Genomic DNA, 15,124 nt, shown 5'->3' with positions numbered 1-15,124 from the left:
CCGCACCGACAATACACAGGGGAAAACTGACAATGGGTGCAGAAAGGACCGTCGCGGAACTGGGCGTGCTGATGTATCCCGGGGCGCAGATGGCGGCGGTGCATGGCCTGACCGACCTGTTCGGGGTCGCCAACCGGATCGCCGCCGAACACCAGGCCACGCAATTGCCGCTGCTGCGGATCAGCCACTGGCAGGTCGATGACGACCACCCGCCCGTGCGGGTTTACGACAGTCATCCCGGAGCCGACTACGGTTTGCTGGCGGTGTTGATCCCGCCGTCGATTGCCGGTTTTTCCGCGGCACAGATGCCGGCCGGGCTGCAGCCCTGGCTGCGTGAACAACATGCTCGTGGCGCGACGCTTGGCGGGGTTTGTGTCGGCTCGTGGCTGCTGGCGGAGAGCGGGTTGCTCGATGGTCGCAGCGCTACCACGCACTGGACTTCGGCCAAGGCCTTCGCCGAGTGTTACCCGAAGATCAGGCTCAAGGCCGACACGCCGATTGTCGACGACGGTGACCTGATAACGACGGCGGGGCTGATGGCCTGGTCAGAGCTTGGTTTGCGTCTGGTGGACCGATTGCTCGGGCCGAGCATCGCCAGCAGCACCGCGCGGTTTCTGGTGGTGGAGCACAGCGACAGCGCCAGTGCGTGCGGCAGCAATTTTGCGCCGATCCTCAATCATGGCGACGGGCCGATTCTTCAGGTTCAGCATTGGCTGCAGGGCACCGGCGCGACCGATGTCTCGCTGACGGCGATGGCCGAACGTGCGGGTCTGGAGGAGCGAACATTTCTGCGCCGGTTCCGTGCGGCGACCGGCTTGAAACCCACCGAATACTGTCAGCACCTGCGGGTCGGCAAGGCCCGGGAAATGCTCGAATTCACCAATGGCACCATCGATCACATTGCGTGGACGGTGGGCTATCAGGATCCGGGCGCCTTTCGCGCGACGTTCAAGAAAATCACCGGGCTGGCGCCGAGTGAATATCGCGCGCGATTCGGCGTCAGTCCGCCGCCTACCGTGGCGAAGTAAAACGTACCCGTCGTGCAAAATGCCGGACCCTGCAGCGCGGTCGTGCAGATTGAAACGGGCGCGGTGCCAGTACGGGTTTTTCAAGTGGCTGATTTTCAGAGTGTTTCAGGCGAGCCCCGGTTGGCCTGATCTCTGCACCCTCTGACCTACATTCAACCCGCCGTTGGAGGGGGACGCATGACCCCGACATCCCGCAGGAAAGTGGTCGTCGCCCATTCGGTCCGGCCCGGCGCACCACAACATGAAGTGCAGACCAACAAGGCCCTCGCGCGATGGCTGGCGCAGATCCTCGGCCTCAAGTTCGGCGGCAGTTACGACGCTGAAAAACATCGCGGCCGGGATATTTATCTGCTGCCGACCCAGACCCTCGTTGGCGCTGCGGCCCGCGAACTGGGCGTGAGCGGCCCGGACGATTTGTGGGGCGGTTTTGTCGAGCACGATTTCATCTGCACCAAAGCCATCAGCCACGGTTTGCGCAGCCATCAGGCCCATGCGCCGCAAGGCTGGTCGCCATTGTTTTCCGAGCGGGTGCGCACCGTGGTGCTGGACGGGCTCAGTGTTTTTGCGCTGGAGGATGCACGGCCCGCCGCCGAACATCTGTTGTACAGCGGCCCGATCCGGATCAAGCCCATCCACGCCTGTGCCGGGCGGGGTCAGGAAGTGATCAAGAGTCTCGATGCGTTCGATGAAATCCTCGCCCGACCCGAGGCTGAAGAATTGTTCAGCGATGGCGTGGTGCTGGAGCAGGATTTGAGTCAGGTAGTTACCCACAGCGTCGGCCAGTCGTTCATCGGCGGCAGGGTGCTGAGTTACTGCGGTGATCAATACTTGACCAAGGACGCCCACGGCGAAGAGGTGTACGGCGGCTCGAACCTGCTGGTGGTGCAGGGCGGTTACGAGGATCTGCTGACGCTGGATCTGCCCGACGACGTGCGTCTGGCCATTCAGCAGGCGCAGGTGTTCGACCGGGCGGCGGACGAAGCCTATCCGCATTTCTATGCCTCGCGGCGCAATTACGACATCGCCCAGGGCCTGGACAGCGAAGGCCGGCCGCGCAGTGGCGTGCTCGAGCAGTCCTGGCGCATGGGCGGCGCCAGCAGCGCGGAAGTGGCGGCGCTGCAAAGTTTCGTCAACGATCCCTCGATGCGCGCGATCCGCGTGTCGTCGGTGGAAACCTATACCGATCAGGACCTGCCGGCGGATGCCATCGAGGTGTATCGCGGGCCGGCAGAGAACAGCGACTTTCTCCTCAAATACGTAACGGTCAAATCCTATGACGGCTAGAAGCGAAAGCATTCAAATCGACATTGATGATGAACAGATGAGCGGGACGTTTCTCAGTCCCAAATCGAAAGTCCCCGGCGTGTTGTTCGTGCACGGCTGGGGCGGCAGTCAGGAGCGGGATCTGGAACGGGCCAAAGGCATCGCCGGCCTGGGTTGTGTGTGCCTGACGTTCGACCTGCGCGGGCACACCGGCGGCACCGGCATTCCGCTGAGCCGGGTCACCCGCGAAGACAACCTGCGTGACTTGCTGGCGGCCTACGATCGGCTGCTCGCCCATCCGGCACTGGACACTTCGGCCATTGCGGTGGTGGGCACCAGCTATGGCGGTTACCTCGCTTCAATTCTGACCTCGCTGCGCCCGGTGCGCTGGCTGGCGCTGCGGGTGCCGGCGCTGTACCGCGACGAGCAATGGCACACGCCCAAGCGCGAGCTGGACAAGGCCGATCTGCGCGATTATCGCAGCACGCTGATCCGCGCCGACAGCAACCGCGCCTTACACGCCTGCTCGCAATTCACCGGGGACGTGCTGCTGGTGCAGTCGGAAACCGATGAGTACGTGCCCCATGCGACGATCATGAGTTACCGCGCCGCATGCCAGCAGACCCATTCGCTGACCCACCGCATCATCGACGGCGCCGACCATGCCCTGAGCGATCCGACCTCTCAGCAGGCCTACACCTCAATCCTGGTCGACTGGATCACCGAGATGGTGGTGGGTGAGCGGTTGAGCATCATTCAGTCCACATGAGTTCGCGTCGGCCGGTCAGGCGCTAAGGATCACTTGGGTTTCTTCTCGATCCGCAACGCCTTGGCCTTGGCTTCTACCACCAGATACATGACCACGGTGATCAGCAGCGGCAGCAGGAAATAAATCGCCCGATACGCCAGCAGCCCCGCCACCAGACTGCCGCGTGAGGCCTCGTGTTGCAGCAGCGCCACGAACACCGCTTCCAGTACGCCGAGCCCGGCGGGAATGTGGGTGATGACCCCGGCAATCGCACTGATCAGCAGCACCCCGAGCACCAGCGGATAGTCGAGCTTGCTCGGCAGCAAGGTGAAAATCACCGCCGCCATCAACGACCAGTTGAGCGCCCCGAGCAGCAATTGCAGAACCGCCATGCGCAGCGATGGCAGGTTGATTTCCACCCCGCGAATCGACCACTCGCGACGCCGGGAAAACTGGCAGGCGACCAGATAACCGACACTGACCAACAGCAGCAACACGCCAATGCCCTGCAACGCGCCGCTGCTGACTTTCCAGCCCGGTGGCATGCGCACCAGCCCGCTGGCGAACACCACGCCGGCGATGGTCATGTAGCCGAACCAGTTGGTCGCCAGGCTCAGGCCGAGGATCTTGGCGATGTTGCTTTTGCTCACCCCGAGCCGCGAGTACAACCGATAACGCATGGCGATCCCGCCGACCCATGCACTGAGGTTGAGGTTGAATGCATAGCTGATGACGCCCACCGGCAGGATCTGTTTCCACGTCAGGTCCTGACGAATGTAAGTGCGGCCGATCAGGTCGAAACTGGCGTACACCAGAAAGCTCAGCAAGGTCAGGCTGGAGGCGATGATCAGCGTGCGCACCTTGAAGTCGGCGAGGGTTTGCAGCACTTCGGCCCATTCGATGCGACTGGCGAACATCGTCAGCAAAACGATCAGCGCCAGAAAGAACAACAGGGTCAGCGGACGTTTCCAGCGACTCCAGCGGGACTTGCTCGCCGGTGCCGGATGCACGGCTGCGTGGGCTTCGGAATGGCTCATGAAGGATCGCTCCCGGCGGCATGGGAAAAGGGTTTGAGTCGTGGCTTGTGCGCCGGCAGCCAACCGGCCATGGCCGGAAAATGCCGCAGGAAGTGAAACACCAGAAAGCCCACGGTCATGTGCCAGATCCGTCCGCGTGGCGATTTCGTGGCGTCCATCGCCTTGCAGTGGTTGTGGCTGAGGTCTTCGAGGCGTTCGAACAGGTGGCTATTGAAGGCGCGGTCGCGGATCAGCACGTTGGCTTCCAGGTTCAGCGACAGGCTCAGCGGATCGAGATTGCTCGAGCCGACGGTGCTCCATTCCTCGTCCACCAGCGCCACTTTACCGTGCAACGGCCGCTCGCAATATTCGTGAATCTGCACCCCGGCCTTGAGCAGGTAGTCGTAGGTCATGCGCGCGGCGAGTTTGGCCACCAGCATGTCCGGCTGCCCCTGCAGAATCAGCCGCACCTCGACCCCGCGCCGGGCAGCGTTACGGATTTCGCGCAGCAGGCGATAGCCGGGAAAGAAGTAGGCGTTGGCAATCACCACCCGCCGTTGGGCGCGGCGCAGTACCTGCAAATAGACATCTTCGATATCGGTGGGGTGGCGATCGTTGTCGCGGAACACCAGACGTACCTGACCGTCGTGATCGTCAAACGCCATCTCGGCGCGACGCTGCCGGCGCCGTTGCCACCAGAACCTCGCCCGTCCCGGACGGCCGCTTTGCAGCAGGGCGAAATGATGGATGTCGGCCACCGCGGGGCCCTGAATTTCCACCGAGTAATCCTGCTTCGCTTCGGGACCGAAATCGGCCAGATGATCGCCGGAAAAATTGATCCCGCCGATGAACGCAACCAGCCCGTCGACCACCACAATCTTGCGATGCAAACGGCGGAACCAGTTGGTGCGAATACCCAGATGCTTGGGGGCCGGATCGAAGATTTGCAAATGCACGCCGGCTTCACTCAGCGCGGCGAGATAGCCGGTGCTCAATTCGCCGCAACCGAAGCCGTCGAGGCTGACGGTGGTGCGCACGCCACGCCGGGCGGCATCAATCAGAATCTCCTGCAATTCCTTGCCGACCTTGTCTTCGAAGACGATGAAGGTCTCCAGCAGGATTTCGCTTTTCGCCGCGCGCATCGCTTCGAACACCCGGGGGAAATACTCTTCGCCGTTTTCCAGCAGCTCGATCCGGTTGTTGCCCTGCCAGCGATACTCGACATCGACGGTGCCGGGCTCGCGCACGGGTGGGGTGATGCTGACCGGTTCTACGGCGGACTTCTCCAGCGGTGCACTGCTCATAGTTCAATCTCCACCGATAGCGGTGCATGGTCGGAAAGGTGTGACCAGGGACGGTTCGCCAGCACTTTGGGCTGGCTGGCTTTGAGGTTGCGCACGTAGATCCGGTCCAGGCGCAGCAACGGCATGCGGGCCGGAAAACTGCGCGCCGGTTTGCCGTGATGCGCCGCAAACACTTCACGCAGGCCACAGGGTTCAAGCAAGGCATCGGCGCGCTGGCGCCAGTCGTTGAAATCGCCGGCGACGATCACCGGCGCATCCTCGGGCAGTTCGGCCAGGCGCTTTTTCAGCAGAGCCAACTGAGCGTTGCGATGGCTTTCGCGCAGGCCCAGGTGGACGCAGATCGCATGCACTTCACGGTCGTCTCCCGGCAGGCGCAGCACGCAATGCAGCAGCCCGCGGTTTTCGTGGCCGCTGATCGACACGTCGAGGTTGTCATGGCGCACGATCTGGAATTTCGACAGCACCGCATTGCCATGATCGCCCTCCGGGTACACGGCGTTGCGGCCGTAGGCGAACTGCGGCCAGAGACTGTCGGCGAGAAATTCGTACTGCGGCATCGTCGGCCAATTGTTGTAGCGCTTGGGATGATGTTCGTGGGTGCCGTGAACTTCCTGAAGAAACACCACGTCGGCGGACACGCTGCGCACCGCTTCGCGCAATTCCGGCAGGATGAAGCGCCGGTTCAGGGCGGTGAAACCCTTGTGGGTGTTCACCGTCAGCACAGTGAAACGGCGCTCGGTGGTGATGACCGTGGACTGCTCGTCGGTGAAGCCGAGCGGCTCGGGAATGCTCATGCGAGTACCCCTTCGGCGGCCGGTTCGCCGGGCACGGTTTCGAGTGTTTTATCCAGATCGAATCGCTGCAACAGGCTGCGGGCATCGAACGGCGCGCGGACCTTGATGTCGTTGTCGAAGTAGCAGAACACCTCGCGGGATTTACGGGCCCGAGGCTTCAGGCGCGGGGCGATCAAATGGGCGTCGCCCGGTTGCCGGCCATGGTGCCAGTCATCAATCCGTTCGGCCCAGCGTTGCAGCGCAGCTGAGGTGTAGCCGCTGGCGTAAAGTTCTTCGGCACCGTGCAGGCGCAGGTAGACGAAATCGCTGGTGAGGTCTTCGCGGTACGGCCATTTCCCGGCGGTGTCGGCGATCACCAGCGCAGTGTTGTAGCGCTTGAGCAGGCGCACGAAGTCGGGATCGATGAAACTGTCGTTGCGGATTTCCACGGCATGGCGCAGCGTTTTTTTGCCGTAGGCCTTCAGGCTCGCGTGGCCGTGCAGGTGTGAGTCGTGCTGACGGGCGAGGGCGGCAGCGGCCTGGGTGTCGTGGGGCAACTGGTCGAGAAAGGCTTCGAAACGCTCGGGGTCGAAAGTGAAGTTGGGCGGGAATTGCCAAAGGACCGGCCCGAGTTTTTCCTTCAGTTCCAGCACCCCGGAGGCGAAGAAATTGGCCAGGGGTTTTTCGATATCGCGCAGACGGCGGATGTGGGTGATGAAACGGGGTGCCTTGATGCTGAACACGAAATCGTCCGGCGTTTCGGCGTACCACTGGGCGTAGCGTTCCGGCCGTTGCAGGGCATAGAACGATCCGTTGATTTCGATGCTGTTGACCGCCCGTGAGGCGAACTGCAATTCGCGTTTCTGCGCCAGCCCCTTCGGGTAAAAGTCCCCGCGCCACGGGGCGTAACGCCAGCCTGAAATACCGATGTGAATCGTAGCCATGCCGCCTCCCGTCGAAAGTCCCCATACGGCCTCTGTCTGTGGATGACTGCGGGCGGTCGCGGAAAGTTTCGACGGGATTACGGACGGTCGGGCTGGCTTGATCAGTGCCCGGTGACGATCCGGGCCGAGCCTTCGGCGGGTTCGGCGTATACCGGGCCCAGGCGATCGAGGCGACCGCTCCAGGCCGTCAGGGCCAGTGCCACCAGCACCACCAGGCCGCCGATCCACGCGGTGTGAATCAGGCCGATGTGCTCGACGATCAGACCACCACCCCACGCGCCACCGGCAATACCGAGGTTGAATGCGGCAATGTTCAGCCCCGAGGCCACGTCCACGGCGTGCGGTGTGTGATGTTCAGCCTGACGCACCACATACACCTGCAAGCCCGGCACGTTGCCGAAGGCGACCGCGCCCCAGACCAGCACGGTGGCCAGTGCCAGCCACGGGTTGGCGGCGGTGAAAGTGAGTACGAACAGCACGGCGGCGAGCAGGGCGAAGATGATTTTCAGCGCGCTGATCGGCCCGCGTTTGTCGGCCAGTTTGCCGCCCCAGAGGTTGCCGACCGCCACCGACACGCCGTACACCAGCAACACCAGGCTGACGGTGCCGGCGCTGAAACCGGAGATGTCCTGGAGGATCGGCGCCAGGAACGTGAAGGCGATGAACGAGCCGCCGTAGCCAATGGCGGTCATGGCGTACACCAGCAACAGGCGTGGTTGCCTGAGCACCTGCAATTGCTGCAACAGCGACGCCGGTTTGCTGTGGGCAATGTTGTTCGGCACATACAGCAGGCTGCCGATAAACGCGATCACGCCCAGTGCTGACACGGCGAGGAAGGTTTCACGCCAGCCGAAATGCTGACCGATGAACGTGCCCAGCGGCACGCCGGTGACCAGCGCCACGGTCAGGCCGGTGAACATGATCGCAATCGCACTGGCGGCTTTCTCCTTGGGCACCAGGCTGGTGGCGATGGTCGAGCCGATCGAAAAGAACACGCCATGGGCCAGACCCGTGACGATCCGCGCCAATACCAGCGATTCATAACTCGGCGCCAGCCAGGCCAGCAGGTTGCCGAGGGTGAACAGCACCATCAGCGACAGCAGCAACAGTTTGCGCGGGACCTTGCCGGTGAGGGCGGTCAGCACCGGCGCACCGATGGCTACGCCGAGGGCATACAGACTGACCAGCAGACCGGCGGACGGCAGGCTGACGCCGAGATCGGCGCCGATGGTGGGAAGCAGGCCAACGATGACGAACTCGGTCGTCCCGATGGCGAAAGCGCTGAGGGTCAGCGCGAGCAGGGCAATGGGCATGACGGCACTCCGGTTGAGGATTGAATGGAGCGCAGTGTCAGGGTTTGGTGGGGGTGGAAAAATACAGGGATGGGCATTTGATATTTGCGTGCGACGCAAATATCAGCCCCTAAGGTGATCGCAAGGTGATCGTTCCCACGCTCTGCGTGGGAATGCCTCCGTGGACGCTCTGCGTCCGCTCTTCGAGACGCGGAGCGTCTCTGGCTGCATTCCCACGCGGAGCGTGGGAACGATCAACGAGGGGAGTGGAGCTTGGGAACGATCAACCGCAAAAACCGAACTTGCCGGGCCAAAACCGATCAGTTCCTTACAGGTTCAACCAAGGGAGCTCTGCGTTTTGACCAGGTTCAGGATCGCGATTCTATTGGGGGCATTGCTGTTGTTCGGCGGCCATGCAGTGCAAGCCGCCAGCCTGCCGGGCGTTGCGGCGGCCAGTGAAGAGCCGGCCAAACCGGAGCCCATCGTGCAGGGCGGACTGCTCGGCGCCATCAGTTCCGGCATCGACGACGTGCAGGACAAGCTCGACCTCAACGAACATCTGGTCGACGCCTGGCGCCTGCGCGCCGATCGGGCGGCGGATGAAGTCGACAGGCTGGTCAATCAACCTTCGAACCGCTCAGGCTGGAGCGTGGCGGGGGATTTCATGATGCTGTCCGGCGTGTGGCTGGGCACGTTTGCCGTGTTGACGGTGCTCGGCAGCGTGCTGGGCAAGCGTCTGCGGGAAGGGCGCTGGCTGCGCACCCGCCAGCGCAGTCAGGACCTGCTCGGTTACCTGTTGCCCTACACGCTGCCCGCGCTGATCTGCCTGCCGCTGACCCTGTACGTCAGCCATTTTCTGTCGGCCTCGGTGGGGCGAGCGCTGGCGCTGTGTTTTGCCTACGCCACCAGCAGCGGGATATTTTCCACGTCGATGCTGTTGTGCGTGGTGGTGATGTTCAATGTCGGCCACAAGCGCCGCGCCGTGCAGATCATCCGCGACTACTGCCCGAAACCGCTGTTCCTGATCGGCTTTCTCGCCGCGTTGAGTGACGCCCTGACCAGCCCGCAGATCGCCCGGCAACTGGGCGGCAACATCACCAGCAGCATCGCGGTGTTCACCGGTCTGCTGGCGTCGATCATCTTCGGTCTGCTGGTGATTCGCCTGCGTCGGCCGGTGGCGCACCTGATCCGCAATCGCCCGCTGGCACAGCGCCTGAAACAGCCGTCGCTGCAGGAGTCCCTGAGGATTTTTTCCGGGCTCTGGTACTGGCCGATCGTGCTGATGGTGCTGGTCTCGGCGGTTAATCTGATCGGCATTGGCGAGGACAATCAAAAGGCCTTGCGCTGCGCATTGCTCACCACGGTGCTGTTGATCGGTACGGTGTTTCTCAGCACCGTGCTGCAACACCTGTTCAAATCGCGCAGGGCCGAGGCGATCCAGCGCAGCAGTGCCTACAAGGAACGCTTTCTCAGCCTGTTGCACGCCTTGCTGCGGATCGTCATTGCGATTGTGTTCATCGATATTCTCGGGCGGATCTGGGGTGTGTCGCTGCTCGATTTTGCGCAAAGCAGCACGGTCGGTCGGGCGATCAGCAATGCCCTGAGCAGCATCGGTCTGATCTTCCTCGTGACGTGGCTGTTGTGGGTGGTGCTCGACACGGCGATTCAGGAAGCGTTGAAGCCACCGGTCAGCAAACGCTCGGCGCGCCAGCCCAGCACCCGGGTGAAAACCATCCTGCCGCTGCTGCGCAATGCGATCAAAATCATCCTGGTGGTGATCTGCGCGATCACCACCATGGCCAATCTCGGGATCAACGTCGCACCGCTGCTGGCCGGTGCCGGGGTGGTCGGCCTGGCCATCGGTTTCGGCTCGCAGCAACTGGTGCAGGACGTGATCACCGGGCTGTTCATCATCATCGAAGACACCCTGTCGATCGGCGACTGGGTGGTGCTCGATTCCGGGCATGCCGGCACGGTCGAAGGCCTGACCATTCGCACCCTGCGCCTGCGCGACGGCAAGGGCTTCGTGCACTCGGTGCCGTTCGGCCAGATCAAGGCTGTGACCAATCAATCGCGACAGTTTGCGTTCGCGTTTTTCTCGGTGCAGTTCACCTATGACACTGATGTCGACAAGGCCATCGAGCTGATTCGCGAGGCAGGGGATTCGATCCGCGAAGACCCGTTCCTCAAGTACAACCTGCAAGGGCCGCTGGATGTGTTCGGGGTGGACAAGATGGACCTGAACGGCGTGGTGCTGACCGCGCAGTTCCGCACGGTGTCTGGCGGGCAGTACGCGGTGAGTCGCGCGTTCAACCAGCGCCTGAAAAAGCTTGTGGATAACAGCCCGTGGGTGCATTTCGCGCAGACTTATCCACAGCAGGTTCTGTTGCCCAAGCGACAGGACGACGAGGTGGCGCCGGCGCATTCGTCAGTGGTGTTGCCGGAGCAGGCGCGCACTCAGTGACGGGTCAGCTTGTTGCGGATTTCGCTCATGGCGGCGGAGTCCAGTTCCACCCAGAATTGCGGCTTGCCCGCGACCTCGGCAGCGACCGGCAATCCGTCGCGATACACCAACCGATTGCTCGCCAGTGCCGGCACTTTCGCCCCCGGCAACAAGGTGCCGGCGAGGTTCAGCGGATCGACGCCGCACACCGCGATCAGGCTGCCGTCATGGGGGCGACGGCGGACTTCGCGCAGCAACGGAATCGCCTCGGGCAGGGCGAATTGCTCGCCGGCCAGACCGCTGACAAAGCGCCCGCCACGAATCTCGCCCCGCGCTTCCAGTCGATGGAACGTGCGCAGGAGTTCGCGCCAGCTCGGCAGCCAATCGGCCTCGCGTTCCAGCAGGCGCCAGAACACCACGCCATAGCGGCGTAACAGGGTCATGGCGATGTGTTCGAGGGTTTCGGGCGACGCCGTTTGACGGTTTTCCACCACCGGCCCGCGACGCAAAAGCGCCCAGCGCCCGGCATCGTCCATGCCACCGACAAACGCCCCGCGCCCGCGTCGACTGCTGCGCTGCTGGCGCTTGCTCGCCGGGGTGATCAGCGCCCGCAATCCGGCAAAGCTGTCGGCATTCACCAGCCCGGCGCCGACTAGTTCCTGCAAGGCGATTTCCAGCTCGGTGCGCAGCAGGTGTGCTTCATGAATCAGCTCATCGAAAAACAACGCGCCGTGCTGGCTCAGTGCGTCGAACACCTTGCGGGTTTTGGGCGACAGTTCACTGATTAGCGTCTGCTCGGCCAGCGCACTCCACAAGCCGACCTGACTGCGCGGCAGCAACACGATGGGGGTGCTGCGCAATGCCGTGCCACTGCTGTTTTGCCGGGCGCTGAGGCGCGTCCATACCACCTTGCCGCTGCGGCACAGATCATCCAGCCAGCTCGGTGAATAATCCTTGAGCCGCGCCGGAAGAATGTCGCTGTCCCAGGCCGAAGCGGCGGCCGGGTAGCCTTCGAACTGGCCGACAATCACCGGCAATACGGCGTTGCCCTGACCACGGGTGGACGGGGACACATGCTGCCAGTCGAACAGAAACCGCATGAAATCCTGCAACGCCACCGGCTCGATTTCCCGGCGCAGACGCTTGACGGTGTAGCGGTGAATTCGCGCCAGCAGATGCCGTTCGCACCATTCTTCAACGGTCGATCCCGGCGTGAAGCGGCCGCGCAGTACATAACCTTCGCGCTCCAGATGAGCGAGGGCTTGATGAACAGCGGCCGGCATCAGGGCCAGCGGTTCGGCAATCGCCGCCAGCGGTAGCGGACCGAATGCGCCGAGCCGCGCGCGGATCACTTCGATCAGTGCCTCATCGGCGGTCCATGCTTCGTCGAAACCGGGCAACGCGGCCAGTTCAGAATGCGCCTTTGGATAAAGCGCTTGCAGACAGGTCAGGCGTTCTCTCGCCAGCCACAGTGAGTGCTCGGGACCGATCTGCAATCGGCAGGCTCGTCCGGTTTCTGCCAGGGTATTCAGCCAATCGCGCCACTGCGGATTGGCCTCGACTTCGCGGTCGCTGATGCAGGCCAGGCTCATCAATGCTTCGTGCATTTCATCGGCGCTGTTCGGCGTCGGCCAGGCCTCTTCGCGCACGGCGTTGATCGCGTCGGCGTCCAGCGCGCCGAGGTCATCGGTGGATTGGGGATCGCTCCAGCGGCGGTTGAGCACGGCCTGGGTGCGACGCTCCTCCAACGGCGCATCGTCGAGAAAGGTGTAGGGCCGGGCGCTGAGGATTTCCGCCGCCAGCGGCGAGGGCGCCGGCAGGTCGCGGGCGATCAGCCGCACTTCGCCGCGCTCCATGCGCCGCAGGAGTTCGAGCCAGCCTTCGCTGTCCATCGCCTCGTGCAGGCAGTCGTCGAGGGTCTGTTCCACCAGCGGATGCTCGGGAATTTCCCGTTCACCGGCGAGGTTTTCCAGGCAGGCGATCTGATCGGGAAACACGCTGGCGATCAGGTCTTCGCTTTTCATCCGCTGCAATTGCGGTGCGACCTTGCGTCCGCTCGTGTAACGCGGCAGGGCCAGCGCCACCCCGGCATTCCAGCGCCAGCGCACACCGAACAGCGGCGCATCCAGCACCGCTTGAATCAGGATGTGCTCGGCGCTGTTGCTGTGCAGGTAACGCCAGACCTCGTCGAGTTCGAAACTGTGGCTGGTGGACAGCGACAGGACGATCGCGTCTTCGCTGGCGGCGGCCTGCAATTCGAAGTTGAAGGTGCGGCAGAAGCGCTTGCGCAGGGCCAGGCCCCAGGCGCGGTTGATACGACTGCCGAACGGCGAATGAATGATCAGCTGGGTGCCGCCGGACTCGTCGAAAAACCGCTCCATCAGCAGCGTGTCCCGCGACGGCAACGCACCGAGGGCGAGGCGGGCGCGGGCCAGGTAATCCACCAGTTGTTCGGCGCTGGCCAGGTTCAGGCCGAGGGTGTCGGTCAGCCAGTCGAGGGCCGGTTGCAGGTTGCCGGGGCTGGCGCTGAGCAGTTGATCCAGCTGCGCGTGCAGGCGCGCCACGGCCGCCGACAGTTCATCGCTGCGTCCCGGCGCCTCACCGAGCCAGAACGGAATGGTCGGCGGCAGGCCCTGGGCGTCTTCGACCCGCACCTTGCCGGAGTCCACCCGCAGGATCCGATAAGAGGCGTTGCCGAGCTGGAACACGTCGCCGGCAATGCTTTCCACGGCGAAGTCTTCGTTGACGCTGCCGATGTTCAGCCCTTGGGGTTCGAGCAAGACGCTGTAGTCGGCATTGTCGGGGATGGTGCCGCCGCTGGTGACTGCGGTCAGCCGTGCGCCGCGTCGTCCGCGCAGGGTTCGGCTCACGGCGTCGCGGTGCAGGTAGGCGCTGCGGATGCCCTGACGGCCGTTGTAGCCTTCGGCGAGCATGCCCAGCAGCGCCTGATAATGTTTTTCGTCGAGGCGGGCGTAGGGCTCGGCCCGGCGGAACAGCGCGAGCAAATCGTCTTCGGCCCATTCCTGGCAACTGACCTCGGCGATGATCTGCTGCGCCAGCACATCCAGCGGCGCCTTGGGGATGTGCAGCGTATCGAGTTCGCCCCGGCGCACGCAGTCGAGCAGGGCGGCGCACTCGATCAAATCGTCGCGGGTGGTGGCGAACAGGCGGCCCTTGGGCGTGCCGCCGACCTGGTGCCCGGAGCGGCCGACTCTTTGCAGAAAACCGGCAATCGAGCGCGGTGAAGCGATCTGACAGACGAGGTCGACTTCGCCGATATCGATGCCCAGCTCCAGCGAGGCGGTGGCGATCAGCACTTGCAGCTCGCCACGCTTGAGCCGTTGTTCGGCGTCGAGGCGAAACTCCTTGGCCAGACTGCCGTGGTGCGCGGCCACGGCGTCTTTTCCGAGGCGTTCGCTGAGGTGTCGACTCAGGCGCTCGGCCAGACGTCGGGTGTTGACGAAAATCAGCGTGGTGCGGTGTTCACGGGCCAGTGCCGCGAGGCGGTCGTAGACCAGTTGCCAGACGTCATTGGCCATCACCGCCGACAACGGCACCGGCGGTACTTCAATGCCCAGATCCCGTGGGCGCGCGTGGCCGATGTCGATGATTTCGCACGGGCGCCCATGGCCGACCAGAAACCGCGCGACGGCATCGATCGGTTTTTGCGTGGCCGACAGACCGATGCGGGTCAGTGGTTCGGCGCACAGCGCCTGCAAGCGTTCGAGACTCAAGGCCAGGTGACTGCCGCGTTTGCCGGCGGCGATGGCGTGGATTTCATCGACGATCACCGTGCGCGTGGTGCCGAGCATTTTGCGCCCGGACTCGGAGCCGAGCAGCACGTAGAGCGATTCCGGGGTGGTCACCAGAATGTGCGGCGCGCTCTTGCGCATGGCGGCGCGGTCTTTCTGCGGGGTGTCGCCGGTGCGCACGGCGGTGGTGATTTCCAGCGCCGGCAGGTCCATCTGGCGTAACTGCTCGGTAATCCCGGCCAGCGGGTTCTGCAGATTGATGCGTATGTCGTTGGACAGTGCCTTGAGCGGCGAAATGTAGACCACCAGCGTCTCGTCCGGCAGACCGTCCGGGGTTTCCAGGCCACGGTGGACCAGTTCGTCGAGCACGGCAAGGAACGCGGTGAGGGTCTTGCCGGAACCGGTGGGCGCGGCGATCAGCGTCGAACGGCGCTGGCGGATCAACGGCCATGCGCGGGCCTGGGCGGCGGTTACCGTCGGGAAGGTGCTGCTGAACCAGGCGCTGACGGCGGGGTGAAAGCCTGCCAGCGCCGCGTCCGTGGGAAGGGGCAGATTCATGGC

The 15,124-nt window shown here is 63.6% G+C and carries 10 protein-coding genes; 4 read left to right on the top strand and 6 right to left on the bottom strand.

The window, feature by feature from the left end:
• The first annotated feature begins 32 nt into the window (after positions 1 to 32).
• From CAF80_RS25365 to CAF80_RS25355, 3 genes are all read left to right on the top strand, one after another.
• On the top strand, positions 33 to 1,028 hold the full coding sequence (locus CAF80_RS25365; protein ID WP_085668108.1) for a GlxA family transcriptional regulator: 996 nt from the start codon (positions 33 to 35) through the stop codon (positions 1,026 to 1,028).
• Positions 1,029 to 1,205: 177 nt separating this feature from the next.
• Entirely contained in the window at positions 1,206 to 2,312 is a 1,107-nt protein-coding gene (locus CAF80_RS25360) for a DUF3182 family protein (RefSeq protein WP_085668107.1), read from the top strand.
• Positions 2,302 to 3,060, top strand: coding sequence for a S9 family peptidase (locus CAF80_RS25355; RefSeq protein WP_085613353.1), 759 nt, complete (start codon positions 2,302 to 2,304; stop codon positions 3,058 to 3,060). The genes CAF80_RS25360 and CAF80_RS25355 overlap by 11 nt, the downstream gene beginning before the upstream one ends.
• 29 nt (positions 3,061 to 3,089) lie before the next feature.
• Here CAF80_RS25355 and CAF80_RS25350 read toward each other — a convergent pair whose 3' ends face one another.
• From CAF80_RS25350 to CAF80_RS25330, 5 genes are all read right to left on the bottom strand, one after another.
• Complete coding sequence (locus tag CAF80_RS25350; RefSeq protein ID WP_074691660.1) at positions 3,090 to 4,076, bottom strand: lysylphosphatidylglycerol synthase domain-containing protein; 987 nt, start codon at positions 4,074 to 4,076, stop codon at positions 3,090 to 3,092.
• Positions 4,073 to 5,359 carry a cardiolipin synthase ClsB gene (gene clsB, locus CAF80_RS25345; RefSeq protein ID WP_085668106.1) on the bottom strand — a complete coding sequence of 429 codons (1,287 nt, stop codon included), beginning with the start codon at positions 5,357 to 5,359 and terminating at the stop codon, positions 4,073 to 4,075. The genes CAF80_RS25350 and clsB overlap by 4 nt, the downstream gene beginning before the upstream one ends.
• Positions 5,356 to 6,153 carry an endonuclease/exonuclease/phosphatase family protein gene (locus CAF80_RS25340; protein WP_085668105.1) on the bottom strand — a complete coding sequence of 266 codons (798 nt, stop codon included), beginning with the start codon at positions 6,151 to 6,153 and terminating at the stop codon, positions 5,356 to 5,358. The genes clsB and CAF80_RS25340 overlap by 4 nt, the downstream gene beginning before the upstream one ends.
• On the bottom strand, positions 6,150 to 7,076 hold the full coding sequence (locus CAF80_RS25335; RefSeq protein ID WP_085668104.1) for a DUF72 domain-containing protein: 927 nt from the start codon (positions 7,074 to 7,076) through the stop codon (positions 6,150 to 6,152). Before CAF80_RS25335 ends, CAF80_RS25340 begins: the two co-directional genes overlap by 4 nt.
• Positions 7,077 to 7,177: 101 nt before the next feature.
• A complete protein-coding gene (locus tag CAF80_RS25330) occupies positions 7,178 to 8,389 on the bottom strand; it encodes an MFS transporter (protein ID WP_085668103.1) in 1,212 nt (403 codons plus the stop codon).
• Between the two features lie 337 nt (positions 8,390 to 8,726).
• On the opposite strand from CAF80_RS25330, the gene CAF80_RS25325 reads away from it, so the two are divergent.
• A complete protein-coding gene (locus CAF80_RS25325; protein WP_085668102.1) occupies positions 8,727 to 10,832 on the top strand; it encodes a mechanosensitive ion channel family protein in 2,106 nt (701 codons plus the stop codon).
• On the opposite strand, the gene CAF80_RS25320 is transcribed toward CAF80_RS25325, so the two are convergent.
• Complete coding sequence (locus CAF80_RS25320) at positions 10,826 to 15,121, bottom strand: DEAD/DEAH box helicase (protein ID WP_085668101.1); 4,296 nt, start codon at positions 15,119 to 15,121, stop codon at positions 10,826 to 10,828. The two genes, CAF80_RS25325 and CAF80_RS25320, sit on opposite strands and share 7 nt — an antisense overlap.
• Positions 15,122 to 15,124: the final 3 nt, after the last annotated feature.

The organism is Pseudomonas sp. B34(2017), assembly GCF_002112915.1.
Classification (GTDB): domain Bacteria; phylum Pseudomonadota; class Gammaproteobacteria; order Pseudomonadales; family Pseudomonadaceae; genus Aquipseudomonas; species Aquipseudomonas pharyngis.
The sequence above is the reverse complement of the archived record's forward strand: the minus strand, read 5'-3'. Positions and strand labels throughout refer to the sequence as shown.

Coding starts and splice junctions, on each gene's coding strand:
- CAF80_RS25320 (WP_085668101.1), bottom strand. CDS start 15,121: ATGAATCTGCCCCTTCCCACGGACGCGGCGCTGGCAGGCTTTCACCCC.
- CAF80_RS25335 (WP_085668104.1), bottom strand. CDS start 7,076: ATGGCTACGATTCACATCGGTATTTCAGGCTGGCGTTACGCCCCGTGG.
- CAF80_RS25330 (WP_085668103.1), bottom strand. CDS start 8,389: ATGCCCATTGCCCTGCTCGCGCTGACCCTCAGCGCTTTCGCCATCGGG.
- CAF80_RS25360 (WP_085668107.1), top strand. CDS start 1,206: ATGACCCCGACATCCCGCAGGAAAGTGGTCGTCGCCCATTCGGTCCGG.
- clsB (WP_085668106.1), bottom strand. CDS start 5,359: ATGAGCAGTGCACCGCTGGAGAAGTCCGCCGTAGAACCGGTCAGCATC.
- CAF80_RS25340 (WP_085668105.1), bottom strand. CDS start 6,153: ATGAGCATTCCCGAGCCGCTCGGCTTCACCGACGAGCAGTCCACGGTC.
- CAF80_RS25365 (WP_085668108.1), top strand. CDS start 33: ATGGGTGCAGAAAGGACCGTCGCGGAACTGGGCGTGCTGATGTATCCC.
- CAF80_RS25350 (WP_074691660.1), bottom strand. CDS start 4,076: ATGAGCCATTCCGAAGCCCACGCAGCCGTGCATCCGGCACCGGCGAGC.
- CAF80_RS25355 (WP_085613353.1), top strand. CDS start 2,302: ATGACGGCTAGAAGCGAAAGCATTCAAATCGACATTGATGATGAACAG.